This is a genomic window from Streptomyces sp. NPDC007917 (assembly GCF_042959105.1).
Taxonomy (GTDB): Bacteria; Actinomycetota; Actinomycetes; order Streptomycetales; family Streptomycetaceae; genus Streptomyces.
Window position 1 is genome coordinate 12,407 of the sequence record NZ_JBIBKK010000030.1, and the last position, 22,242, is coordinate 34,648.

General features: G+C 72.0%; 21 protein-coding genes. 2 read left to right on the forward strand and 19 right to left on the reverse strand.

The window, feature by feature from the left end; all coding sequences use genetic code 11:
- Window positions 1–75 precede the first annotated feature (75 nt).
- The 11 genes from ACFZDL_RS38800 to ACFZDL_RS38850 all read right to left on the reverse strand — a co-directional run bounded on the left by ACFZDL_RS38800 (window position 76) and on the right by ACFZDL_RS38850 (window position 10,332).
- Window positions 76–612 carry a flavin reductase family protein gene (locus ACFZDL_RS38800; RefSeq protein ID WP_353595187.1) on the reverse strand — a complete coding sequence of 179 codons (537 nt, stop codon included), beginning with the start codon at window positions 610–612 and terminating at the stop codon, window positions 76–78.
- 36 nt (window positions 613–648) lie between these two features.
- Entirely contained in the window at window positions 649–1,728 is a 1,080-nt protein-coding gene (locus ACFZDL_RS38805) for a 3-oxoacyl-[acyl-carrier-protein] synthase III C-terminal domain-containing protein (RefSeq protein WP_353595188.1), read from the reverse strand.
- Window positions 1,729–1,738: 10 nt separating this feature from the next.
- Window positions 1,739–2,152: an acyl carrier protein gene (locus ACFZDL_RS38810; protein ID WP_014175195.1), complete on the reverse strand. Its 414-nt coding sequence runs from the start codon at window positions 2,150–2,152 to the stop codon at window positions 1,739–1,741.
- Between the two features lie 202 nt (window positions 2,153–2,354).
- Window positions 2,355–3,125 (reverse strand): 3-oxoacyl-ACP reductase family protein, encoded by a 771-nt coding sequence (locus tag ACFZDL_RS38815; RefSeq protein ID WP_353595189.1) that lies wholly within the window; start codon window positions 3,123–3,125, stop codon window positions 2,355–2,357.
- Window positions 3,122–5,542 carry a beta-ketoacyl-[acyl-carrier-protein] synthase family protein gene (locus ACFZDL_RS38820; RefSeq protein WP_353595190.1) on the reverse strand — a complete coding sequence of 807 codons (2,421 nt, stop codon included), beginning with the start codon at window positions 5,540–5,542 and terminating at the stop codon, window positions 3,122–3,124. The genes ACFZDL_RS38815 and ACFZDL_RS38820 overlap by 4 nt, the downstream gene beginning before the upstream one ends.
- A 71-nt stretch (window positions 5,543–5,613) precedes the next feature.
- Complete coding sequence (locus ACFZDL_RS38825) at window positions 5,614–6,900, reverse strand: beta-ketoacyl-[acyl-carrier-protein] synthase family protein (RefSeq protein ID WP_353595192.1); 1,287 nt, start codon at window positions 6,898–6,900, stop codon at window positions 5,614–5,616.
- Window positions 6,897–7,313 (reverse strand): FabA/FabZ family ACP-dehydratase, encoded by a 417-nt coding sequence (locus tag ACFZDL_RS38830; RefSeq protein ID WP_353595193.1) that lies wholly within the window; start codon window positions 7,311–7,313, stop codon window positions 6,897–6,899. Before ACFZDL_RS38830 ends, ACFZDL_RS38825 begins: the two co-directional genes overlap by 4 nt.
- On the reverse strand, window positions 7,310–8,617 hold the full coding sequence (locus tag ACFZDL_RS38835) for a beta-ketoacyl-[acyl-carrier-protein] synthase family protein (protein ID WP_353595194.1): 1,308 nt from the start codon (window positions 8,615–8,617) through the stop codon (window positions 7,310–7,312). The genes ACFZDL_RS38830 and ACFZDL_RS38835 overlap by 4 nt, the downstream gene beginning before the upstream one ends.
- Window positions 8,614–9,093: a hotdog domain-containing protein gene (locus ACFZDL_RS38840; RefSeq protein ID WP_353595195.1), complete on the reverse strand. Its 480-nt coding sequence runs from the start codon at window positions 9,091–9,093 to the stop codon at window positions 8,614–8,616. Before ACFZDL_RS38840 ends, ACFZDL_RS38835 begins: the two co-directional genes overlap by 4 nt.
- Window positions 9,094–9,105: 12 nt before the next feature.
- Window positions 9,106–9,555 carry a holo-ACP synthase gene (gene acpS, locus ACFZDL_RS38845; protein ID WP_353595196.1) on the reverse strand — a complete coding sequence of 150 codons (450 nt, stop codon included), beginning with the start codon at window positions 9,553–9,555 and terminating at the stop codon, window positions 9,106–9,108.
- Window positions 9,556–9,720: 165 nt separating this feature from the next.
- Entirely contained in the window at window positions 9,721–10,332 is a 612-nt protein-coding gene (locus tag ACFZDL_RS38850; RefSeq protein WP_391193621.1) for a TetR/AcrR family transcriptional regulator C-terminal ligand-binding domain-containing protein, read from the reverse strand.
- Window positions 10,333–10,391: 59 nt separating this feature from the next.
- On the opposite strand from ACFZDL_RS38850, the gene ACFZDL_RS38855 reads away from it, so the two are divergent.
- Complete coding sequence (locus tag ACFZDL_RS38855) at window positions 10,392–10,826, forward strand: DUF6463 family protein (RefSeq protein WP_353595198.1); 435 nt, start codon at window positions 10,392–10,394, stop codon at window positions 10,824–10,826.
- A gap of 89 nt (window positions 10,827–10,915) precedes the next feature.
- On the opposite strand, the gene ACFZDL_RS38860 is transcribed toward ACFZDL_RS38855, so the two are convergent.
- From ACFZDL_RS38860 to ACFZDL_RS38885, 6 genes are read right to left on the reverse strand one after another with little or no spacing between them, the layout of a single operon-like run.
- Window positions 10,916–13,225: an MMPL family transporter gene (locus tag ACFZDL_RS38860; protein WP_353595199.1), complete on the reverse strand. Its 2,310-nt coding sequence runs from the start codon at window positions 13,223–13,225 to the stop codon at window positions 10,916–10,918.
- Between the two features lie 11 nt (window positions 13,226–13,236).
- Window positions 13,237–13,974 (reverse strand): hypothetical protein, encoded by a 738-nt coding sequence (locus tag ACFZDL_RS38865; RefSeq protein ID WP_353595201.1) that lies wholly within the window; start codon window positions 13,972–13,974, stop codon window positions 13,237–13,239.
- Window positions 13,971–15,116: an ester cyclase gene (locus ACFZDL_RS38870; RefSeq protein ID WP_353595202.1), complete on the reverse strand. Its 1,146-nt coding sequence runs from the start codon at window positions 15,114–15,116 to the stop codon at window positions 13,971–13,973. Before ACFZDL_RS38870 ends, ACFZDL_RS38865 begins: the two co-directional genes overlap by 4 nt.
- Window positions 15,113–16,564, reverse strand: a complete 1,452-nt coding sequence (locus tag ACFZDL_RS38875) for a cytochrome P450 (RefSeq protein ID WP_353595203.1) — start codon at window positions 16,562–16,564, stop codon at window positions 15,113–15,115. The genes ACFZDL_RS38870 and ACFZDL_RS38875 overlap by 4 nt, the downstream gene beginning before the upstream one ends.
- Window positions 16,561–17,919 (reverse strand): cytochrome P450, encoded by a 1,359-nt coding sequence (locus ACFZDL_RS38880; RefSeq protein ID WP_353595204.1) that lies wholly within the window; start codon window positions 17,917–17,919, stop codon window positions 16,561–16,563. The genes ACFZDL_RS38875 and ACFZDL_RS38880 overlap by 4 nt, the downstream gene beginning before the upstream one ends.
- 13 nt (window positions 17,920–17,932) lie before the next feature.
- On the reverse strand, window positions 17,933–19,495 hold the full coding sequence (locus tag ACFZDL_RS38885) for an NAD(P)/FAD-dependent oxidoreductase (RefSeq protein WP_353595205.1): 1,563 nt from the start codon (window positions 19,493–19,495) through the stop codon (window positions 17,933–17,935).
- 174 nt (window positions 19,496–19,669) lie between these two features.
- Here ACFZDL_RS38885 and ACFZDL_RS38890 point away from each other — a divergent pair, with 174 nt between their 5' ends.
- Complete coding sequence (locus ACFZDL_RS38890; protein WP_353595207.1) at window positions 19,670–20,353, forward strand: class I SAM-dependent methyltransferase; 684 nt, start codon at window positions 19,670–19,672, stop codon at window positions 20,351–20,353.
- Window positions 20,354–20,462: 109 nt separating this feature from the next.
- Here the strand turns inward: ACFZDL_RS38890 and ACFZDL_RS38895 are convergent, their stop codons facing one another.
- The gene (locus tag ACFZDL_RS38895) at window positions 20,463–21,290 is read right to left on the reverse strand and encodes an ATP-binding cassette domain-containing protein (RefSeq protein WP_391193626.1); all 828 of its coding nucleotides are present in this window, start codon (window positions 21,288–21,290) and stop codon (window positions 20,463–20,465) included.
- Window positions 21,283–22,215 (reverse strand): ABC transporter permease, encoded by a 933-nt coding sequence (locus ACFZDL_RS38900; RefSeq protein ID WP_353595209.1) that lies wholly within the window; start codon window positions 22,213–22,215, stop codon window positions 21,283–21,285. The genes ACFZDL_RS38895 and ACFZDL_RS38900 overlap by 8 nt, the downstream gene beginning before the upstream one ends.
- Window positions 22,216–22,242: the final 27 nt, after the last annotated feature.

Consider the following 22,242-nt stretch of genomic DNA (forward strand, 5'->3'; position numbering starts at 1 on the left):
GTGATGGGCGAGGTATGACGCCGAGGCAAAGAGGCGGGGGCCGTGCGCGGTGTCCCGCACGGCCCCCGCGCTCTGTCAAGGAATGGTGAGAAAGCGCCCCTGATGAAAGGCGAGCGGGGGAATGTCCAGGAATTCCGGCCCCGCGTCGAGAGCGAACACCTCGGCGATGAAAAGGGTGTGGTCCCCCGCGGCGACCGTCTCCCTGACCCGGCATTCGAGATGCGCGAGCGTGCCGGCGAGGACCGGCGCGCCGCTTGCGCCCAGATGGTGCGGTATGCCGGCGAACGCCTCATGGCCCGACGGACGGCCGGAGGCCGCGAAGCGGGCGCCGAGCTCCGCCTGACCCCGGCTGAGGATGTTCACGGTGAACGCTCCGGCCGTCGCGACCACCGCGCCGGTACGGGAGCCGGCCCGCAGACAGATCATGATCAGCGGTGGGTCGAGGGACAGCGAGGCGAACGAGTTGACGGTGGTGCCGTGCGGACCGTCCTCGGCCCGCGCCGTCACGATCGTGACACCAGTGAGGAACTGGCCCATGACATGCCGGAATTGCTGCTGGGTGACGGATCGCAGTCGTGGCGAAGCCGAGGTGGTGGCCGATGCGGTCTCCATGGGTGTCACGCCCCCCTGTGTCGTCGGCTTGCGGGCTCAGGCCGGGGCCTCGGCTGTCCAGTCCACGACCGCGCCCGCGTAGATCCACTTGGTGCTCTCCACGCCGACCAGCATGATCCGGTCCCCGGGCTTGACCCTGCCCTTGCGCCATGCGTCGTCCAGGAAGAGCGGAACCGCGGCGCAGCCGACCGCCCCCATGGTGGAGAGGCTGTCGACGATCTTGCCGTCGAGGGCCTTCCACTCGGTGGTGTCCAGGCCCGCCTCCAGCAGCGAGTCGAGCATCCAGCCGACATTGCCCTCCGGCACCAGGCACAGATCGACCGTGTCCACGGCCAGACCGGCGCGGGCCAGCGTGGCGCTGATCGCCTCGGTCACCATCACGGGGGTGAAGTCGCCCGCGCCCACCACATCGACCTTCAGATCGACCAGCCGCTTGGCCTTCAGCTGCTCATGGATCGGGGCGTGGGTGCCGCCCCCGACCGAGTGGATGCCGGGCTTGCGCCCACCGCCGATGCACGCGGAGGCAGCGCCGCGCAGCCCGCCGGGCCCTTCCTGCGCCCGCAGCACCATGGCCCCCGCCCCGTCGCCGAACATGTACAGCGGCATGCGGTCGCGCATCCGGATGGCTTCGGGGTCCTTGCCGAGGAAGATCGGAGCGAGCACCGGTGAGATCGCCTCGCTGCCGATGACCAGCGCGGTGGTGTGCACCCCGGCGGCCAGGTACATCCGCGCGATGTCCAGGGCCTGCACCACACCCGCGCCGCCGGAGCGGATCTCCAAGGTCGCGCAGCGCTCCAGTCCCAGACGGTCCTGGACGAAGTTGACCAGCGGAGGCAGCGGGTAGTCCGGGGTGCCGGTGGCCAGGATGATCAGGTCGATCTCGGCGGGCTCGACCCCGGCCGAGTCCAGGGCCCGCACGGCGGCCTTGTAGGCCATGTCCGAGTTGTTCTCCCGGTGTTCGCCGGTCGCGGGGTCGATCATCCAGTAACGGCGCTCGATGGACAGGCCCTGGAGGACGTCTTCGGGCAGTGGGCCGGCGAGCCGGGCGATCTCACTGGTGGGTATGGGATCGCCCGGCTGGTAGCCGCCGGTTCCGACGATGTGGATCGCGGTCACCGTGGTCCCCTCACGCGGCCGCGGTGGCGGCGGAGGCCTCGACCTGGGCGACCACCAGATCGACCAGGTTGTCCACCGTGAACAGGCCCATGACCTGGGTGGCCTGGAGCCGACCGGACAGCTCGGCCACATCGATCTGCGGCATCACCCGCTTGAGCTGGGCCAGCCCGCGCTCGGTGATGATCTCGTTCTCGTCGCCGAACTCGTCGTCCGGGATGCCGCCCTGGACATACTCGGCGAGCTGAGCGGCCTGGATCTTGACGCCGATCGAGCGCTCCAGGCGGAAGAGGATGTCGAGCAGGTCGATCGACTCCGCCCCGAGCTCATCCAGCAGGGTGGCCTCGGGAACGACCTCCTCCGGCTCGGCGCCCACCGCCTCGACAACGGCCTTCTGGACGGCTTCGCTGATCTGGGTACGGTCCATGTCAGGGTCTCTCCTGTGTCAGTGACGATTGAGTGCTGTGACGGTTGAGGGCTGTGACGGTTGAGGGCCGTGACGGTTGAGGGCCATCGGCCGGCGCGGGGGATACGAGGCGGCCGGGCGCCGCTTCAACGGGGCGCCCCCGCTCTCACACCCCTACAGATCCGCCGCGGGCCGGCCTGGATACACCCGGCCGGGAAGCGGCCTAGTTGGGGCGTCCGAGGCCCAGCGCGGTCATCGCCCCGCCGTCCACGGTGACCAGCGAGCCGGTCATATAGCTCGACTCGGGGCCGGCCAGAAAGCACACCACGTCGGCGATCTCCTCGACCGATCCGAACCTGCGCTGCGGTATCTGCCGGCGGATCCCCTTGCCGGAGGCTCCCTCGGTGAGCCCCGCCACCAGCTCGGTGGGCGAGAAGCCGGGCAGCACGGCGTTCACCCGGATGCCGAAGCGGGCCGATTCCATGGCGCAGCAGCGGGTGAAGGCGTTGACCGCGCCCTTGGACGCCGCGTAGTTGGACTCCCCCACCCAGCCGCGCTCCCCCATCACCGAGGACACATTGACGATGACGCCCTCGCCCTTGGCCATGAAGTGCGGCAGAACCGCCTGGGTGCAGTTGAAGACGCCGCCGAAGTTGATCCGCATGACGTCCAGCCAGTCGCCGGGCGCCATGTTGTAGATGAGGGCGTCCTTGGCCACGCCGGCGTTGTTCACCAGCATGTGCAGATCGCCCAGTTCCTCGGTGACCCGGCCTACCACCGCCGCGGCCTCGGTGTGGTCGGACACATCGCCGCGGATCGCCAGGGCGGTGCCGCCGGCCTCCTCGATGGAGCGGACCACGTCCTTGGCCTCACCCTCGGAGGAGCGGTAGTTGATGGCGACCGAGGCCCCTTCCGCCGCCAGGCGGCGGCAGATCGCCGCGCCGATGCCGCGGGAACCGCCCGTCACCAGGGCGACCTGTCCTGAGAGCTTCACTGGCTCACTCCTTCGTCGTTGTCCGGGCCGGCAGGGCCACCGGTCCCGTGCGGGTCGCCCGGCGCGACCACCAGGGAGACATGACTGCCGCCGAGCGAGGAGCTGTTGACCACCGCGGGGGCTGCGGGCCGGGTGTCCCCCGACCACAGGGACAGCGCCAGGCACAGCGCGCCGCCGACCCCCATCGGCTCGCCCAGCACGGACTTGGGCGCATGGCTCGGCGGTGCGGTGTCGCCGCCGAACACCCGCTCCACGGCGGCGCTCTCAGCCCGGTCGGCGGCGGTCAGCCCAGCGGCCGACAGCCACACCCCGCCCACGTCCCGTGGGGTGAGACCGGCGTCGGCGAGCGCACGGCGCATGGCGAGCTCCACCCCGCGGCCGCGTGGGTCCCACAGCCGGGCCCGGCTGGCGTCGGAGGCCATGCCGTGGCCCAGGACCTCGCCGAGGACCGTGGCGCCGCGCGCCCGGGCCGCCGAGAGCCGCTCCATGACCAGGGCCACGCTGCCCTCGGCGAGGGTGAAACGGCCGTCGGCCGGTGCGCCGGGCGGGCGGGTGGAGGCCGCGCCGGTGGCCGTGTAGGCGCGGGCGACCTGCTCGGTGAGCGTGTCGGTGACGGTGCACACCAGCGCGTCCGCGTGTCCGGTGGCCAGCAGGTCCGCGGTGTACGCGACGGCGGCCGCGCCGGTGGCGTGGCCGACCGACAGGGTGGAGGTGGGGCCGCGCAGCCCGAGGTGGGTGGCCACCTGTCCGGCCGCCTGGTTGTAGACCGTGTTGGGGAAGACGCTCGGGTCGGCGGCCGCGGCGCCCTCCTCAAGCAGCGGAAGGACGAACTTCTCCATGGCCTCCATGGGGCCCGTGCCGGTGCCGAAGACCACCCCGACGCTGTCGTCGGAGGACAGCCCTGAGTCGGCCAGTGCCTTGGCGGTGGCCACGATGGAGAGCACCGCGAGCCGGTCCATCCGGCGGCGCTGGCGCCGGGTCAGGTACGGGGCGATCTCCTCGTCGCCCAGCGCCACTCGGCCGAGCCGCACTCCGCCTTCCAGGTGGCCGGTCTCCTGTCCGGCCCGCAGCGCCCGGCGCGCCGCCTGGATTCCGTCGCCGGCCGGCCCGAGCACCGACACGCCGGTGACCACCACTCGGTCCCAGTCGGGGACGGGCGGGGTGTGGGTGCCGGGGCGGGTGAGCACCAGGGCGGCGTTGGCCCCGGCGAAGGCGAAGTTGTTGGACAGCGCCGCGTCGGTGCGAAGCGCTCGCGCCGCACCGGGCACATAGTCGAGCGGGCACTCCGGGGCCGCCCGGGTGTATCCGGCGGTGGGCGGGGCCAGCTGCTCGTCCAGTGCGTGCGCGGTGACGATGGCCTCCACCGCCCCCGCCGCGCCGAGCAGATGCCCGATGACGGACTTGGTGCTGCTGACCGGGGTGTGCGCGGCGCTCTCGCCGAGCGCCCGGGCGATGGCGGCGGACTCCGCCGGGTCGTTCTTGGGCGTGCCGGTGCCATGGCCGTTGACATAGCCAATGTCCTCGGGCGCGACACCGGAGCGGCGCAGCGCCGAGCCGATCGCCCGGGCCGCTCCGGCGCCCTCCGGGTGTGGCGCGGTGACGTGATAGCCGTCGGCGGACAGGCCGTAGCCGGCCACTTCGGCCAGCGGGCGCAGTCCGTGCGCCGCGGCGAACTCGGTGGACACCAGCAGCACCATGCCGCTGCCCTCGCCCAGCGAGAGGCCCTGCCGGTCGGCCGAGTACGGCGCGGCGGGCTCGGGCGACAGCGACTCCAGGGCGTTGAACCCGGCGAAGACGACATCCGAGAAGGCGTCGGTGCCCCCCGTCAGCACCGCGTCCGCCCGGCCCGCTCGCACCAGGTCCGCGCCGAGCCCGATGGCGTTCGCCCCGGAGGCGCAGGCGGTGTTGACCGCGAGCACCGGGCCGCGCAGTCCGTAGGCCGCGGCCACCGACTCGGCGAGCGCCTGAGGCGTGGCCAGCAGCGGCAGCCCGGGGTCGGGGTCCGCGCCCCGGCGCGCCGCGTCCAGCCAGGCCCGTGCGGAGAGCAGCCCGGCGTTGCAGGTGCCCAGCACCAGCCCGAACCGGGTCGGCGCCACCGTCCCCTCGGGCAGCTCCGCCAGGACGGCAAGCGCCTCCTCGGCGGCGGCCAGGGCCAGGTCGAGCGCCCGCTCGCGGTGGCCCTTGGGCCTGCGATAGCCGCGCGGCGCGGTCCGCGCCCCCTCGACCTCGCCACCCAGCTTGGTGGCGAGCCCCCGCATGTCGATGTGCTGGACGGGCCGGATGGCGACCCGGCCGGCCCGCGCGCCCTCCCACAGGGCTGCCGCTCCCGCTCCCTGGGAGGTCAGCGCCCCGGTGCCCACCACGGCCACCGTGGTGACGCTCCTCGTCGCAGGTCCCCGTTCGTTCCGCCTGGCCACCGGCACCTCTCCTTCGTCTGCTGTGCGGCCGATGTCTGCTGCGCGGCCGACGCGGTCGTCGGCGCGGCTTCTCACCGGTCCTCCAGGGCGGTGAGTGCCAGGGCGACCTGCTGTCCTTCCAGGCCGCGCGCCAGCGCCAGCGCATGGCGCACCGGCAGTTCCCGGGCCTGCCCGGGGACCCAGTCCAGCCCCTGGCAGGCCGGGTCGGGCCGGTCGAGATTGAGCGTCGGGGGCACCGCGCCCCCGTCGATGGCCAGCGCGCACACGGCGGCGTTCAGCGCGCCGGCGGCGGCGACCAGATGGCCGGTCGCGGGTTTGACGCTGCTGGCCACGGGCCGGCGGTCCGGCGCGGTGAACGTCCGGCGCAGGGCGCGCGCCTCGCTGGCGTCGCCCAGCCGGGTGGCACAGCCGTGTGTGGCGATGTAGTCCACGTCCTCGGGCGGCGTCCGCGCCTCCTCCAGTGCGTGGTGCATCGCCGCGGCGAGCGGCGCGCCGTCCTCGGCGGGGGCGAGCAGCCGGGCGCTGTCCAGCGTGGAGCCGAAGCCGCGGATCTCGGCGTAGAGGTGGGCGCCGCGGCGGCGTGCCGCCTCGAGCTCTTCCAGCACCAGGAAGGCCGCTCCCTCGCCGAGCACGGAGCCCGACCGGTCCGCGTCATACGGCCGGAAGGCCTGGGCGCCGAGGTCGTTGCGGGTGCTGAGCACTCCCAGGCCGTCCATCTTGGAGGTCACCCACCAGGAGGCCGCGTCGTCGCAGCCGCCGGCGAGCGCCACCTGTGACTCGCCGCGCCGGATGGACCGGTAGGCGCGTCCGATCGCGGTGGCGCCAGCGTCCGCCGTCCCGTGGAAGTAGGCGTTCGGCCCCTTGAGGCCGTAGGCCGCCGAGAGGTGGTAGAGCGCGGCGGACTGGAGCCCTTCCACGTAGTACAGCGGGTAGAAGGCGGATGAGGCCCGCTCGCCCAGCAGGGCGAGGTCGGCGCGGCCGTCGGACCTGCGGGCGGCCAGGCTGCCGGTCAGCAGGTGCTCGGGGTTGGAGATTTCCTTGTTGCCGCCGACGAAGGCGGCGGCCCGCTCGGGGTCGTACTCGGCGAAGTCCAGGCCCGCGTCGTGGACGGCGAGGGCCGCGCCGGCGATGGCGAGCCGGTCGTTGCGGGTCGTGGTGCGCAGGGCGCGCCGGTGGGCGTAGTCGGTGGGCTGGAAGTCCTCGATCTCCGCGGCCAGCCGGGTGCGGAAGGAGGCCGGGTCGAAGCCCCGGATGGGCGCGATCGCGGTCCGTCCCTCCAGCAGCCCCCGCCAGGTCTCCCGGTGCCCCTTGCCGAGCGCGGTGAGCAGCCCGACGCCGGTGATCACAACGCGCTTCACGCCGGTGTCCCCTCGCTCGCGGGCGGGGCGTCCTGCGGGGTGCGCCGCGCCATGCGCAGGACGCGCACGGTGGTGACCGGGCGGCCGGCCACCCGCACGGTGCCGGTGCACAGCGCGGTCTCCCCGGTGACCTCGGCGATGTCGACGGTGGTCTCCATCCGGTCGCCGGGGGTGACGTAGTGGCGGAAGCGGATCCGCCGCGCCTCCGCGAGCCCCCATCGCTCCGGTCCCTCGCCGGCCGCCCCGAGCGCCACGGAGGCGACCTGGGCGAGCGTGTCGAGGATCAGCACTCCGGGCAGCACGGGAAACCGTGGGAAGTGGGTGTCGAGGACGGAAAGAGTGTGCGGGACGTTGGTGAAAGCCGTGGCCCGCAGCCCCGGGAACACCTCGACGATCTCGTCGAGCGCGGTCATGCGGCTGTCCTGCCTTCCTGTTCGGACCGTGTGCCGCCGTCGGGCCGCACGTCGCCCGGGCCGAGGACGAAGGACGCGTTGGTGCCGCCGAAGGCGAAGGCGTTCACCTGCGCGGCCCGCACCGGGCGGCGGCGTGCCACGTTCGGCACATAGTCGAGGTCGAGCTTGGGGTCGGGGTGGTCGAGGTTGACCGTGGGCGGCACCACGCCCTCGCGCAGCGCGCCGAGCGCGGCGATGAGGTTCACCCCCGCCGCGGCCGAGGTGAGGTGTCCGGTCATGGACTTGGGCGAGCTGACCGACAGCTCCCGGGCGTGCGAGCCGAACACCTTCTTGATGGCGGTGGTCTCGCTGATGTCGTTCCCGGGTGTGCCTGTGCCGTGGGCGGCCACATAGTCGACGGCGGACGGGTCGAGGCGCGATTCGGTGAGCGCGTCCTGCATGGCTCCGATGGCTCCGCCGCCGTCGGGCGGGGAGTCGGTGATGCGGTAGGCGTTGAGCGTGGAGCCATAGCCGAGGAGCTCGGCGTGGATCCGGGCGCCGCGCGCCCGGGCGCTCTCCCAGTCCTCCAGCACGGCGATGACGGCGCCCTCGCCCAGGACGAAGCCGGAGCGCTGGGCGTCGAAGGGGCGGGAGGCTCGCCGCGGGTCGTGGTTCCACCGGTCGGTCACGGCGCCCAGGAGGGAGAACCCCACCACGTCCATCCAGGTGGTCAGCGCGTCGAAGCCGCCGGCGAGCATCATCGCGCACTCGCCTTCCTGGATCCGGCGGAAGGCCTCACCGATGGCGTGGGCCGACCCGGCGCATGCGGTGCTCACGCTGATCAGCGGCCCCTGGCAGCCGCCGGCGCGGGCGACGGCCACCGCGCCCACGTTCTGATCGCGGAGCAGGACATCGCCGGGCGCCTGGCGGTAGAACTCCCGCTGCCCGGTGGACTCCAGCAGGTGGGACATGTCCACCAGCTCCTGCAGCTCGGGCCGGCCGACCGTGCCGCCGAGGGCCGCGCCGCGCCGGTAGGGATCGGTGTCCTGCCAGCCGTCTCCGGCGTCGCACAGCGCCTCGCGGGCCGCGGCGAGCGCGAACAGGGCGGCCCGGGACAGATGCCTGCGCTCGCGCGGGTCGGGCAGCGCCCGCTCCGGCACGAACCCCTTGACCTGACCGGCGATCCGGACCGGGAAGGTGCTCGCGTCGAAGGTCTCCAGGCGGCTCACGCCGCTGCGCCCGGCGGCGAGGGCGGACCAGGTGGCGGTCGCGTCCAGCCCGACGGGGGTGACCGCGCCGATGCCGGTGATCGCCACGCGCCTCATGCGGCGGCCTCCTTCAGCGCGCCACCGGTGATCCGGGCGCCGCGCGTCAGCCGGTCGTACATCCTCCGTACGTCCCGCGGATCCTCCAGGTCCTCGGTGGGGATGAGGGCGCACATGATGGCGTCGGCGCTCAGCACGGTGCGGCCGCCGGCCGTGACCGTGCCGCTGAGCACGGCGGTGTCGTCCCCGAACGACTCCACCCGGCCGGACATGACCAGGACGTCTCCGGGGCGCACCGCCCCCTGGAAGGAGACGGAGTCGGCGGACAGCAGCGCGGCCCGGCGGCGCAGCCCGGTGGACCCCATGATCAGCCAGGTCCCTGCCTGGCACAGGGCCTCCAGGACGAGGGGGGCCGGCATCTCGGGGCCACGCCCCTCGTCGCGCCAGAACTCCTCCTGGCGGGCGGTCAGCTTGCGGGCGGTGATCGCGCGATGGGGATCGAGGGTGTCGATGCGGTCGATCAGATGGAAGCGCATGGTGATCCTTCGTCAGTGGCCGGTCCGGCGCGTGGCCGGTGGGTCGGCGGCCGGCGGGAGCAGGAGAACCGCCTGCGCCAGCGCGTAGTCACCGGTGTGGGTCAGGGAGATCTCGGCCGACCAGCTGCCGGGCGCCCCGGCGGCCTCCGCGGCGGTGCCGTGCAGCCGCAGCCTGGGCCGGCCCAGGGGCTCGTTGACCACCTCGACATCGGTCCACCGCATGCGGGGGCCGAGGCCGGTGCCCAGCGCCTTCAAGGCGGCCTCCTTGGCGGCGAACCTGGCCGCCAGGCGGGCGTACCGATTGCGCTTGCCCGCGCAGTAGCGGATCTCCCTGGCGGTGAAGAGCTCCGTCTCGGCCGCGGGATTGTCCTCCAGCAGCGACCGGACGCGGGCGACCTCGACCAGGTCGACGCCGACGGCGACGCGCGGCCGCGCGGCCTCTGGCGTCCTGTGTTCCTCCACGAGCCCCGCTCCCCCTCCGCAGGCCGTGGCGGCCGTGTGCCGCCTTCCACCCCCACAGATCCGCGGGCGGGCGCGGGGGATACACCGCGACGGGGAAGAAACCCGCGGAAGAGGGACGGCCGAAGCGGGGCGAAGGGGAAGAGGCGGAGGAGGGCGCGGGACCGCTCAGGCGGTGGCGCTCCCGGGGGTGTGCCCGCCGTGGCCGACCGCCCGGTCCTCGAGGCGGAGCGTGTCGGTGACCATGCGCCCCAGCCGCTCGGCCAGGCCGTCCGGGCGGCGGCGCTGCAGATAGAGCGTGGCGAAGACGGGGCCGGCGAGCAGCGCGTGGACGAGGTCGACGTCCGGGGGCGCGCCGAGTTCGCCGCGGGCCACCGCCCGGTCCATCAGCTCGGCGACGACCGCCCGCTGGCTGGTGACAAAGCTCGCGTGGAAGCGGTCGGCGAGCCCGGAGGGGGCTCCCAGGTCGGCGAGCAGGCCGAGGACGGCCGAGGAGGCCGCCGGGTTGCCGAGCGTGGCGACGATGTCCTCGACCAGACAGGTGAGGTCACCGCGGAGGCTGCCGGTGTCGGGCGGTGGTGCCAGGTCGGAGCGGTGCACCGCGGCGGCGAACACCATCTCCTGTTTGGTGGTGTAGCGGCGGTAGATGGCCGCCTTTCCGATGCCGGCGTGATCGGCGACCGCGTCCACCGTCAGACCGGCGTATCCGTGGCGCGCCAGCAGTGCGCGGGTCGCGGCCAGGATCGCCTCGTCCACCCGTGTATCCCTCGGTCTTCCCATGGGGTCATGTTATGGTACCGGTAGTTCCGAAACTAATAGTTTCGAAAGGGGGGGCCGCCATGAGGACGCTCTGGGCGGGACGAAGCCTGGTCGCTCTGGGCATCGGGCACCTGGTGGGAATGGGGGCGCAGAACACGGGACACATGGACGACTGGTTCCGCGGGGACCTGTGGGGTCTGCCGCGCGAGCAGTTCGCCCACCCCAGCGGGGCCAACGGAGCGTTCTGGATCGTGCTCGCCAGCTTCGCCGTGCCACTGCTGCTGCTCGGCGTCCTGGTCTGCCATCTGGCCCGGCTCGATGTCGTGGTGCCGCAGTCCATCGGCTGGGGGCTGGCCGCCTGGAGCGTGGTGGGCGCCGCCATCCTGGAGCCGACCCCGCTGCTGCTGGGGCTGGTCCCCGCCGTGCTGCTGATCCGGGAGGCCCGCCGGGCCCCTGCCGCCTCGGCCGACGGGGCCGAGGTCGAGGAGAGGCCCGAGCGGGCGGCGCGGCTGTGAGGCCAGGGCAGGGGTGAGGCGGACCCGAGGCGTGTACGACCCGGCCGGGCCGGGCATGACGGAAGGTCATGCCCGGCCCGGCGGTGTTGTCAGGAACCGGCGGCCGCCGGCACATCGGGCTCCTTCGCCGCCGAAGGGGCCTTCGCCATGCGGCCCTGGCCCGTCCTCCCCGGCGCCTCGCTGAGCCCGAACCTGCGGTGCACCCGGCGCAGCGCGCCCGGGGCCCACCAGTTGGCCGAGCCCGCGAGCCGCATGAAGGCGGGCAGCAGCAGACCGCGGACGACCAGGGTGTCCACCACGAGGGCGACCGTCAGGCCGAGGCCGAGCATCTTCTGGAAGGTGATCTGCGCGGTGAACAGGCTCACCACCATCACCACGCCCAGCAGCAGCGCCGCCGCCGTCACCAGCCGGCCGGTCAGCTCCAGGCCGCGGGCAACGGCCGCGGTGTTGTCCCCGGTGCGCTCGTACTCCTCCTTGATGCGGGAGAGCATGAACACCTCGTAGTCCATCGAGAGCCCGAACATCAGGCAGAACATCAGAATGGGGGTGAGAGTGATCAAGGACCCGGTCACCGTCGCGTCCAGCGCCCCCGCCAGATGCCCCTCCTGGAAGATCCACACCATGGCGCCGAAGGTCGCGCTCAGACTCAGCGCGTTCAGGACCAGTGCCTTCAGCGGCAGCAGCAGACTGCCGGTGAACAAGAAGAGCAGCAGGAACGTGGAGAGCGTCATGAACCCCAGCACCATGGGCATCCGGTCGCCGAGCGCGTCCTTGGTGTCGACCAGTGCGGGGCCGCTGCCCGCCACCCTCACCGGCCAGGGGGAGTCGGCGCCGCGGATGTCGTGGACCAGCCGCTCACCGGCGGCGGAGAACGGCTCGACGGCCGGGGAGACCCGCAGATAGGTGGCGGACTTCGCGGCCAGCGCGGCGGTGCCGGGTCCGGCCGGGGCCACCCGCGCGCCGTGCGCGAACACACCGGCGGCCGAGGACACCGACTCCACGCCGTCGAGCTTCGAGATCCGCTCCGCGTACGCCCCGATCGCCGCGGTCTGCCGCTTCGGGTCCCCGATCCCGGTGGCCACGACCGCGATCACATCGGCCTCCCGGGAGCCGAAGTCCGCGCGGATGACATCCCCCACCTGGCGGCTCTGCGCCGTCTTCGGCAGCTGACGGTCGTCCGGCAGGCTGTATTCGGCGCCCAGGAACGGAAGTCCGAGGAACAGCAGGGCCGCGGTCGCCACCACGGCGACCGGCGCGGCGAAACGCATCACGAAGGTGGCCAGCCGATGCCACAGGCCGTGCTCCAGTTCGGCCCGCGGCCGGGGCGGGCGGCCGAGCAGACGCCGCACACCCTTCCTCAGGTCCAGGCTGTCGATCTTCGCGCCGAACAGGGCGAGCAGCATCGGCATCACGATGATGGCCGCCAGCGCGGCGAACAGCATCACACCGATACCCGCCACGGCGATCGAGCGCAGGAACAGCAGCGGGAAGAGCGCGAGGGCGGCCATGGAGAGCATGACCGTGACGGCGGAGAACACCACGGTGCGCCCGGCCGTGCGCACCGCGGCCACGATCGCCGCCGACCGCACCTCGTTGTCCGTCAGATCGCCGCCACGGTCCCTGATCTCCTCCCGGTACCGGGTCACGATGAACAGGCTGTAGTCGATGGCGATGCCCAGGCCGATGATGGTCGTCACGTTCAGCGCGAAGACCGACACATCGGTGAACAGCGTGATGGCCCGGAGCATGAGCAGCGTGCCGAGCAGCAGCGGAAGGACCATCAGCAGGGGCAGCAGCGCCGAGACGAGACTGCCGAACACCAGCAGCAGGATGACGAAGAGCACCGGAAAGGCGATGGCCTCCATCCTCTGGAGGTCCTTTTGGACCGTGTGGTCGGTGTCGAAGCCCATGGCGGTGCTGCCGCCGAGCTTCACCTCCAGCGCCCCCTGTCGGCCGGCGAACTCCTTGCGCAGCCCCTCGACACGGTCCGCGGCGGCGTTCTCCCCGCCGCCGATGTGCCCGATGACCATCGCGTACCGGGAGTCCTCGCTGCGCAGCCGCTGGTCTCTGCCCTGGCTCCAGTAGGAGGCTACCTGGGAGATCCCGGGCTCGGCCGCCAGCCGCCGGGTCAGGGCGGCACCGTCCTCGGCGGCCGGGTCCGCGTCGACCGAGCCTGGCGCCCGGACCAGCAGCACCAGATTGGAGTCCTTCACCCCGAAGTGCTCGTCCAAGGCCTGCTTCGCCAGGCTGGACTCCGACTTCGGGTCCTCGAACCCGCCGTTGACGAGCTTGCCGACGACGGGCCCGCCCAACGGGCCGGCGATCAGCATGAAGCCGAGGACCGCGATGAGGAACGCCCTGGGGCGCCGGACGATGGCCCGGGCCAAGCGATCGAGCATGGACTTTCTCCTTACCGAGTCTTCGTCAGTGCGTAGTCGTGGATGTCGGCCCAGATGAGCACGGGGCGCGGCATCGCTCCCCCGGCCCGCGGGCGCCTCGGCATCACCCGGCGGCGGGAGGCGTACGGGACGCCGTCGGCCTCCCGGTACTCGCTGGTGAGATGGCAGGCGTGCGCCCAACCGCGGCCGAAGACCTCGGCGGTGTACTCGTGCTCGGTGACCAGGCCGGTGGCCGGGTCGAGCCGGAAGCGCTGCTGCGGGCAGTGGGTGGCCAGGTGCTCGGGGAAGCGCGCCAGGAGGGCATCGGGGCCGTCGGCGCGCCAGCTCATGTCCTCGCGGCGCAGCAGGGCGGGAAAGGCGAGGTAGTTCCACAGGGCGTAGCCCAGAAAGTACATCATGTCCAACGAGTCCCAGCGCAGCAGGCGGCGACCGCCGGGGAACGGGGCGCGGGCGTCCATGCGCCGCGCGATCACCGCCCCGTCCCGCTCCAGCCGCACCTCGTGGCCTTCCAGCACCCCGTCGAGGGGGCCGTCGAAGCCGTGGAACCGGATGCGCTGCCTCGCCACCTCCGCGGTGACGCGCATCCGGTCGAACGTCCCGGCGCGGCCGCGCTTCCAGCGGAAGAGCAGGCCGCCGCAGGAGAGCTCCGCTTCGATCCGCTCGGCGGACGCCCAGCGGCCCGCCCCGCCGTACGCCGCGAGGGTGCGGCCGAGGACCGCCGCGTCGGCGGTCTCATGGGCGCCGGTCATGCCCTCGCCCCCTCGCGTGTGGCGGCGATCCGGCGCGGGGCGGTGGCCAGTGTCGCGGCGAGCCGGGCGAACCACAGGAGATAGCCGGCGGAGCCGGACCCGGGCCGGGGCACCACTCCGAAGCCCAGCATCAGCCCCAGGGCGTCGATCTCCTGCCAGCTCTCCACGATCCTGCCGTCCTCGATGCGGCAGATCACGATCTGCCCGAGGGAGAACGGCCGGCCGGTGGGCGGCAGTCCGCGGTAAGGGCCCAGATGGGTGCCGGTCATCCGGACCCGGCAGGCGACCCGGTCGCCCACCGGGATCAGGTCCTCGATGGTCGCCTCGGCATCGGGGAAGCCGGTCAGGATCCCGCGGATGAAGCGCTCGTAGCCCTTCGGGCCGCGCAGCGGCTCGGGCTCGGCGTGGGGCGGGGAGTGGCCACGGTAGTTCTCGTGGAAGATCTCCTGACAGATGTGCACGGCCTGTTCGTTGACGCACTCCGCGATCCAGCGCCGCAGCGGCAGGGCATTGGCCTCGAGCAGATCGGCGGAGGCCGGGGCAGCGCCCGACAGGGCGCCGCGGAAGGCGGGGGTGTGCCGGCGGTCGGTCCCCCGCCATGGCCACGGCTGGTCCTGCGGCACGCGGTGGTGGGCCCGGTGGTGCGCCGCCGCGATGGCCCAGCCCAGCGCGCGCAGGGCGCTCGTGGTGCCCAGCGGCGGCGCGGCGCCCAGGGCGATCAGGGTGCCGAGCGCGTCCATCTGCTGCCAGATCTCGGCGATCCGGCCGCCTGGCCCGTCCTCGACGCGGAAGATCAGCGTCTGTGAGAACTCCACCTCGCGCCCGGTGGCGGGGACGCCCAGCCAGGGCCCTCGGTGGGTCCCCCGGTGGGTGAGCCGGGCCACGACGCGGTCACCGGCGCCGAAGAAGTCCTCGACGTCGGTACGCAGGTCGGGGAACGCTCGGTGGAACAACACGAGATGGTCCCTGACTCCGGCCGCGCCGCGACCGTCCGGGCCGAGCCAGGGCGGATTGTGCAGCCGGGCGCCCCGGGCCACCAGCCGGTCGGCCAGCGCGTGCTGCCGGGCGCCCCCGCACTCATGGAGATAGGCCCATACGGTCTCCAGACCCGCCCCCAGGGCGGGTTCGGTGGCGAGTGTCATCGCGCTCCCCCTCCGTGCACCGGGCAACCCGCGGTGGCCGCGACGGCTTCGGGGTCCGCGACCGCAAGGGCACGGGGCGCGGCGGGCGGCGCCTTCTCGCGCAGCGCGACGGTGGCGATCACGCCCTGCTCCTGTCCCAGGGTGATGCCGGGGCGTGGGATCACGGGGTGGCCGGGCGCGAGCCGGATCCGTACCCGCTGCGCCATCATGGCCAGCACCAGCCTCATCTCCTGCAGCCCGAAGACGTCCCCGATGCATTTGCGGGGACCGCCGGAGAACGGCCACCAGGCATAGCGGTGCGGCCCCTGCTCGCCCAGCGGGATCCAGCGATCGGGGTCGAAGCCCTCGGGATTGGGCCAGAAGTCCGGGTGCCGATGGGTCACAAAGGAGGAGAGCAGCACCATCGAGCCCTTGGGGATGTCATAGCCGAGCACGGTGTCGTCCTCCAGCGGGGTGCGCGAGATGAGCGACACCGGGGGGTAGAGCCGCAGCGACTCACGCACCACCCGGTCGACATAGGGCAGCCGCGGCAGATCCTCGACTCCGGGGAGGCGGCCGCCCAGCACCTCGTCCACCTCGGCCTCCAGCCGCGCGGCGACCTCGGGGTGGCGGGAGAGCAGATACAGCGCCCAGGTCAGCCCGGAGGCGACGGTCTCATGGCCGCCGAACATGAAGGTCATGACCTCGTTGCGAACCTGCTCGACGGTCATGCCCGAGCCGTCGTCCTCGGTGGCGGTCATCAACGCCTCGAGCAGATCGTCGGGGTGCGGCCCCCGGTCGGCCCGCCGGTCCTCGATGACGCGGTAGATGATCCGGTCGAGCTGCTTCCTGGCCCTGGCGAACCTCAGATTGGCGGGGGTGGGCACGCCCTCGGGCAGGCTGACGAACTTCCCGAACTTCTTGTACGCCTCGCCGATGGCCACTTCGACGGCGTGTGCCATGACCTCGGAGTCCTGCCGCCAGTTCGCGCCGAACAGGGCGCCGCCCAGGACGCTCAGCGCCAGCCGGGTCATGTCGAGGGTGACATCCACCTCCCGGTGCGCCCGCGCCGCGGCCTCCCAGCGGTCCAGCAGCTCGGCGGTGGCCTCGGTCATCCCGGTGGCGAAGCTGGTGATCAGACGGCGGTGGAAGGCGGGCTGGCAGAGCCTGCGCTGGCGCTTCCACAGCTCGCCCTCGCTGCAGATGAGGCCGTCGCCCACCAGGGCCCGCCAGCGGTCGCTGACGAAGGGCGTCTTGGGGAAGTTGCGGTGCTTGTCCTGCAGGATCTCCTTGATCCCGTCGGGGTGGCCGACGAAGAACACCGGGAAGAGCGGGCCGATGCCCTCGAACCGCACGACATCGCCGTACTCCCGGCGCCCCCGCTGCAGGGCCCGCAGGATGTCGGACTGAAAGGCCCGTGCGCTGCCGAGGACCGGCTCGCCCTTGGGGCCTGGCGCTTGACGGGTCATCGGGATCCCTCCTCAACGGGCCGGAGCCACATCCACATGGGGTCCCGGGGGCGCAGGGAGATCGCCGGCTCCGGGAAGACCCGCTGGCCCTCCACCAGGTCCAGCCGGAACCGCTGCGCGACCATGGCGACCACCAGGGGCATCTGCAGCATCGCGAACGAGTCGCCGATGCACTTGCGCGGTCCCGCGCCGAACGGGAGGTACGCCATCCGGTGGCGGCCCTCGCTGTTCCCGGGGGTGAACCGCCCGGGTTCGAAGCCCTCCGGGTTGTCCCAGAACTCGGGGTGACGGTGGGTCACATAGGGGCAGACCACGACCCAGCGCCCGGCGGGCACGTGATAGCCACCGATTTCGTCGTCCCGCGCGGCACAGCGCATATAGACGAAGATCGGCGGATACAGGCGCATGGCCTCCTGGAGCACCATGGTCGTGTAGGTGAGCTTCGGCAGGTCGTCCACCGTCGGGACGCGCCCGGCCAGTGTCCGGTCCACCTCGTCCTGGACCCGGCGCCTGCTCTCGGGGTTGAGCGAGAGCAGATACCAGGTCCAGGTGAGGGCGGTGGAGACCGTCTCATGGCCGGCCACGAAGAAACCGCTCACCTCGTCCCTGATCTGCTCGTCGGTGAACGCCTCGCCCGAGCCGGGGTCCTTGGCGTCGATGAGCATGCTGACCAGGTCGTCCTCGCCGCCCTCCCGGCGACGCGCGACGATCATCGGATAGAGCACCGAATTGATCGTCCCGAGCGCCTCCCGGAAGCGCCCCCGGGCCCTGGACGGGATCCCCAGCGGGTCAACGGGGGAGGTCATCCGGCGGTGGGTGAAGCTCAGCGCTCCCTGGACGGCCGGCTCGATCCTGGCGATGGCGTCGGTGAGATCCGCCTTGAACAGCGCCCTGGCCAGGTTGGCCAGGCTCAGATGCATCATCTCCGACTTGATGTCCAGCGGCCGGCCCTGGCCGCGGCGCCGCTCCCAGTCGTCCAGCATCTCGGAGGTGGTGCGGGTGAAGGTCTCCCCGAAGCGGCGGAGGATGTCGCGGTGGAAAGCCGGCTGGGTGAGCCGCCGGGAGCGGAGCCAGGAGCCGCCCTCGGCGGCCACCAGCCCGTCCCCGACGATCGTGCTCAGACAGCCCTGCACCTTGCGCGGCCGCGGATAGTGCTTGTGGTGGTCGCGCAGCACATGCTGGACATGGTCCGGGTGGGCCAGCAGAGTGATCCTCAGCGGGCCGCGGAAGTTGACGATGTCGCCGTGGTGCCGGAACGCGTGCATGAAGGCCGACACATTGTCCCGCTGGATCTCACGGATGCTGCCGAGCACGGGGTGGCCCCGGGGGCCGGGCGGCACGAATACGGTGGTCATGGGGGGCTGCCTTTCACCTGTCCAGCGCCAACTGCGGCACGTCGTCGGGTTTGAAGGTGGGCACGTCCAGACCGGTGCCGAGGTGGCCGAGCACCTCACGGGCCGTGTTCATACCGGAGAGGACCACCCGGAAGGACGCCGGGCCCTCCTCGGTCCAGTGGCCGGAGAGAAACAGTCCGGGCACCGGCGTCTGGTGGGCGAGCCGCTTCCCTCCGATCTGGTGGGGGCTCAGCGCCCAGCCGTAGGTGGCGCCCTCGTGATTGCGCGTATAGCGTTCGATGGTCACGGGCGTGCCCGCCTGCAGGAACGTCAGATGGTCCCGCAGGCCGGGGATCACGGGCTCGAACTCGGCGAGCAGGGAGTCCGCGAACTGGTCCTTGTGCTGCTGCCACGGCTTGTCGCCGGGCAGCCGGTACGGCGCCACCGCGGTGCCGATCAGCAGATGCTCGCCCGGCGGAGCGAGCTCGGGATCGAGCATCGTCATCACGGACAGCGACATCCCGCCCGGACGGCCGCCCATCAGATCCCGCCAGGTCTCCTCGTGGTCCCAGTGGTTGTACTTGAAGGTCTCGTGCGCGACGCCGAGGGCGGGCACGTCCTGTGTGGTCGCCGCGTACACGACGCAGGCGGACATCGAGGGCCGGAGCCGCCGCAGCCGCCTGGCGTAGGGCGCGGGCAGATGCTCGGCGCCGACCAGGTGCTCGAACGTCTGGCGGGCGTCCGCGTTCGAGATGACCACCGGGGCGGTGCACACGTCCCCCTCCGCCGTGCGCACCCCCACCACCCGGCCGTCCCGCACCAGGATCCGCTCGACGGGGGTGCCGGTGAGGACCTGGCCCCCGTGCCGCTCGACCGCGGTGACAAAGGCGTCCACCAGATTCTGGAAGCTGCCCTTGCAGTAGTACGGGCCGTCGATGAGCACCCCGATGAACTGGGCGTAGGCGAAGAACGACAGCTGCGAGGGCGGTGCCCCCATATACGGCCACAGGGCCGAGCACATGGCCTTCAGCCGCGGGTCGCGCAGATACTCGTCCATGACCTGCGCGAGCGTCGCCGTCCGGTACTTCATCAGCGTCGGCAGCAGCTCTTCCAGCTGCCCGAGCGCCGACGGGTCGGTCACCCGCATCGGCGCCTGCGCCGTCTCCCAGAACATCTGGCGGCGCAGCTGGAAGAAGGCGCGGATGCCCTCCGCCTCGTCCGGGAAGAGCCGGATATGAGCCTCCATGAACTCCTCCAGGCCCGTGGGTGCGAAGACGCTCATCCCCGGGAACTCCGCCTGGTAGAGATGGTCGATGACCGTCAGCTCGCACCGGTCCTGGACGCCCAGCCACTCCAGCAGCCCGAGCACCATCTCGCCCTCGGCCAGCACCCGGATCGCCGAGTCGAAGGTCCTCCCGTCCCGGGTGAAGGCGTGTGCGAGCCCGCCCACCCCTTCGCCCTGCTCACAGACGAGGACCTTCAGCCCCGAACGCGCCAGGACGGCCGCGGCCGAGACGCCTCCGAGGCCACTGCCGACGACGATGGCGTCCCACTCGGCGCTTTTGATGTCGGGCCTGCTGGTGACGGGCTGGCTCATCTGACCCTTCCTCCGCTCGCTGTCCGCACTGCCCAACAGATCCGGCTCCGCGCCACGCGGATACATCCTTTGCGCGTGTATCCATGGGCGGCAGGCCGGGATCTGTAAGAGGAGGAAAGCTGTGTCCCGCGCCGGTTCAGGAATCCGCGCGCGTCCAGGAAGGGAGCCGATCGTATGGGAGACCAGCGCGAACACGACCGCGAGCGGGACAAGGGGAGCGCCGCCGCGGCGGCCGCCGTCTACTCCCGGCCCCTGCTCGCCGTGTACGACACGCTCATCCTGGGCGGGGTGTGCCGCGCCGTGTGGCGCTGCCCGCCCGAGGAGATGCTCGCCCTCTACGACCGGCATGTCTCCGACCGCCATCTGGACATCGGTCCGGGCACCGGCTACTTCCTCGACCGGTGCCGCTTCCCCACCCGCCTGCCGCAGATCACCCTGGTCGACCTCAACCCGACGGTGCTGGCGAGAGCACAGCGCCGGATCGCGCGCTACGGCCCCATGGCGCTGCGCCGCGATGTGCTGCGCCCGATGGAGCTGGAGGGGCGGCGGTTCACCTCAGCCGCGTTGAACTTCGTCCTGCACTGCCTGCCCTCGGGGGCGCCGGCGAAGTTCGCCGTCTTCGACCATCTGCTGCCCCATCTCGAGCCGGGGGCCCCGGTGTTCGGCAGCACCGTACTGGCCCGCGGAGTGCGCCATACCGCGGTCTCCCGGCTCCACCAGCGCGAGTGTGTCAGGCGCGGGGTGCTCAACAACTCCGAGGACTCGCTGGAGCTGCTGGACGACGCGCTCGGGTCCCGGTTCGGCCGCCATCACATCCGGGTGCGCGGCGCCGTCGCGCTCTTCGACGCCACAGCATGAGCGCCCGCGGCATGAGCGCCCACCGAATGAGCCCACCGCGTCAACCGGCAGACGCCGCAGGCCCTGCCGGACGGGTGTCCGGCAGGGCCTGCTGATGCGCGGAAGTCGGCTACTTGCCGGTCTCCTTCTCGTACGCCTTGATGACCTCGTCGGTCGGGCCGTCCATCAGCAGCTCGCCCTTCTCCAGCCACAGCACCCGGTCACAGGTGTCCCGGATCGACTTGTTGTTGTGGCTGACCAGGAAGACCGTGCCGGCGTCCTTGCGCAGCTCGCGGATGCGGGCCTCCGAGCGCTTCTGGAACTTGCGGTCGCCGGTGGCCAGCGCCTCGTCGATCATCAGCACATCGTGGTCCTTGGCGGCGGCGATCGAGAACCGCAGGCGGGCCGCCATACCGGAGGAGTAGGTGCGCATCGGCAGCGTGATGAAGTCGCCCTTCTCGTTGATGCCCGAGAAGTCGACGATGCCCTGGTAGCGCTCGCGGATCTGTTCCCGCGACATTCCCATGGCCAGTCCGCCGAGGATGACGTTCCGCTCGCCGGTCAGGTCGTTCATCAGCGCCGCGTTGACCCCGAGCAGCGACGGCTGGCCGTCGGTGTAGACCTTGCCGCGCTCGGTGGGCAGCAGCCCCGCGACGGCCTTGAGCAGCGTCGACTTGCCGGAGCCGTTGGAGCCGATCAGGCCGATCGACTCGCCGCGGTAGGCCACGAAGGTGACCCCGCGCACGGCGTGCACCTCGCGCATGCCCGGGGCGTTCTTGCGGCGGAGGATGCGGCTGAGGGCCGCGGTGGCGCTGCCGCGGCCACGGGGGCCGCCGTTGACGCGGTAGACGATGTGCACATCGTCGGCGATGACGGTCGGGATGCGGCCCGCGGCCGGGGCCGCCTGAGCGGCCTGGGGCGCCTGGGAGGTCTCCTGATCAAGGGTTTGCTCAGCCACGGCCGTACTGCTCCTCTGCCTTCCAGAAGTACACGAAGCCGCCGGCGCCGAAGACCACCGCCCAGCCCAGGGCCAGCGCCCACACATGCGGAGGCAGGTACCCCTGACCGTAGTCGTCGATCAGCGCGTACCGCATCAGGTCCATGTAGACGGCGGCCGGGTTCCCCAGCATGACGTCGGCGATCCAGCCGCTCGCCCCGGCCCGCGAGAGCGTGGGAGCCAGCGGGTACATCACACCGGACGCGTACATCCACGTCCGCAGGATGAACGGCAGCAGCTGCGCCAGGTCCGGGGTCTTGGCCCCGAGCCGGGCCATGATCAGCGAGAGACCGGTGTTGAAGACGAACTGCAGTGCGAGCACCGGGAGGATCAGCAGCCAGGCCAGGGCCGGGTAGTGCCCGAAGCCCACCAGCACGACGACCAGCACGATCATCGAGAACAGCAGCTGCTGGAGCTGCTGGAGCGAGAAGGAGATGGGAAGCGAGGCGCGCGGGAAGTGCAGGGCCCGCACCAGGCCCAGGTTCCCGGAGATCGCGCGCACACCCGACATCGCGGAGTTCTGAGTGAACGTGAAGACGAAGACACCCGTCACCAGGAACGGGATGTACATGTCGTGGTCCATGCCCCTGTTGCTCTTCAGGAGCAGGCCGAAGATGAAGAAGTAGACCGCCGCGTTCAGCAGCGGCGTCGCCACCTGCCACAGCTGGCCGAGCTTGGCCTGGCTGTACTGGGCGGTGAGCTTGGCCTGCGAAAAAGCCAGAATGAAATGGCGCCTGCCCCACATCTGCTTGATGTACTCGACAAGGCCCACCCGGGCGCCGCTCACCGACAGCCCGTATTTCGCCGCCAGCTCTGCCGGGGCCAGGCCGTCATCCGGCGACGGCGGGGCGCTGGCGACCGCACTGTTGTGCGTAGTCTCGCTCACAGTTGACACTTTCGTCCTCATCAGGGG

Excerpts from the sequence above, each read along its gene's own strand:
- ACFZDL_RS38870 (WP_353595202.1), bottom strand. The coding sequence starts at position 15,116 with ATGACACTCGCCACCGAACCCGCCCTGGGGGCGGGTCTGGAGACCGTA.
- ACFZDL_RS38800 (WP_353595187.1), bottom strand. The coding sequence starts at position 612 with ATGGAGACCGCATCGGCCACCACCTCGGCTTCGCCACGACTGCGATCC.
- ACFZDL_RS38865 (WP_353595201.1), bottom strand. The coding sequence starts at position 13,974 with ATGACCGGCGCCCATGAGACCGCCGACGCGGCGGTCCTCGGCCGCACC.
- ACFZDL_RS38835 (WP_353595194.1), bottom strand. The coding sequence starts at position 8,617 with ATGAGGCGCGTGGCGATCACCGGCATCGGCGCGGTCACCCCCGTCGGG.
- ACFZDL_RS38855 (WP_353595198.1), top strand. The coding sequence starts at position 10,392 with ATGAGGACGCTCTGGGCGGGACGAAGCCTGGTCGCTCTGGGCATCGGG.
- ACFZDL_RS38860 (WP_353595199.1), bottom strand. The coding sequence starts at position 13,225 with ATGCTCGATCGCTTGGCCCGGGCCATCGTCCGGCGCCCCAGGGCGTTC.
- ACFZDL_RS38885 (WP_353595205.1), bottom strand. The coding sequence starts at position 19,495 with ATGAGCCAGCCCGTCACCAGCAGGCCCGACATCAAAAGCGCCGAGTGG.
- ACFZDL_RS38880 (WP_353595204.1), bottom strand. The coding sequence starts at position 17,919 with ATGACCACCGTATTCGTGCCGCCCGGCCCCCGGGGCCACCCCGTGCTC.
- ACFZDL_RS38890 (WP_353595207.1), top strand. The coding sequence starts at position 19,670 with ATGGGAGACCAGCGCGAACACGACCGCGAGCGGGACAAGGGGAGCGCC.
- ACFZDL_RS38840 (WP_353595195.1), bottom strand. The coding sequence starts at position 9,093 with ATGCGCTTCCATCTGATCGACCGCATCGACACCCTCGATCCCCATCGC.
- ACFZDL_RS38875 (WP_353595203.1), bottom strand. The coding sequence starts at position 16,564 with ATGACCCGTCAAGCGCCAGGCCCCAAGGGCGAGCCGGTCCTCGGCAGC.
- ACFZDL_RS38830 (WP_353595193.1), bottom strand. The coding sequence starts at position 7,313 with ATGACCGCGCTCGACGAGATCGTCGAGGTGTTCCCGGGGCTGCGGGCC.
- ACFZDL_RS38850 (WP_391193621.1), bottom strand. The coding sequence starts at position 10,332 with ATGGGAAGACCGAGGGATACACGGGTGGACGAGGCGATCCTGGCCGCG.
- ACFZDL_RS38810 (WP_014175195.1), bottom strand. The coding sequence starts at position 2,152 with ATGGACCGTACCCAGATCAGCGAAGCCGTCCAGAAGGCCGTTGTCGAG.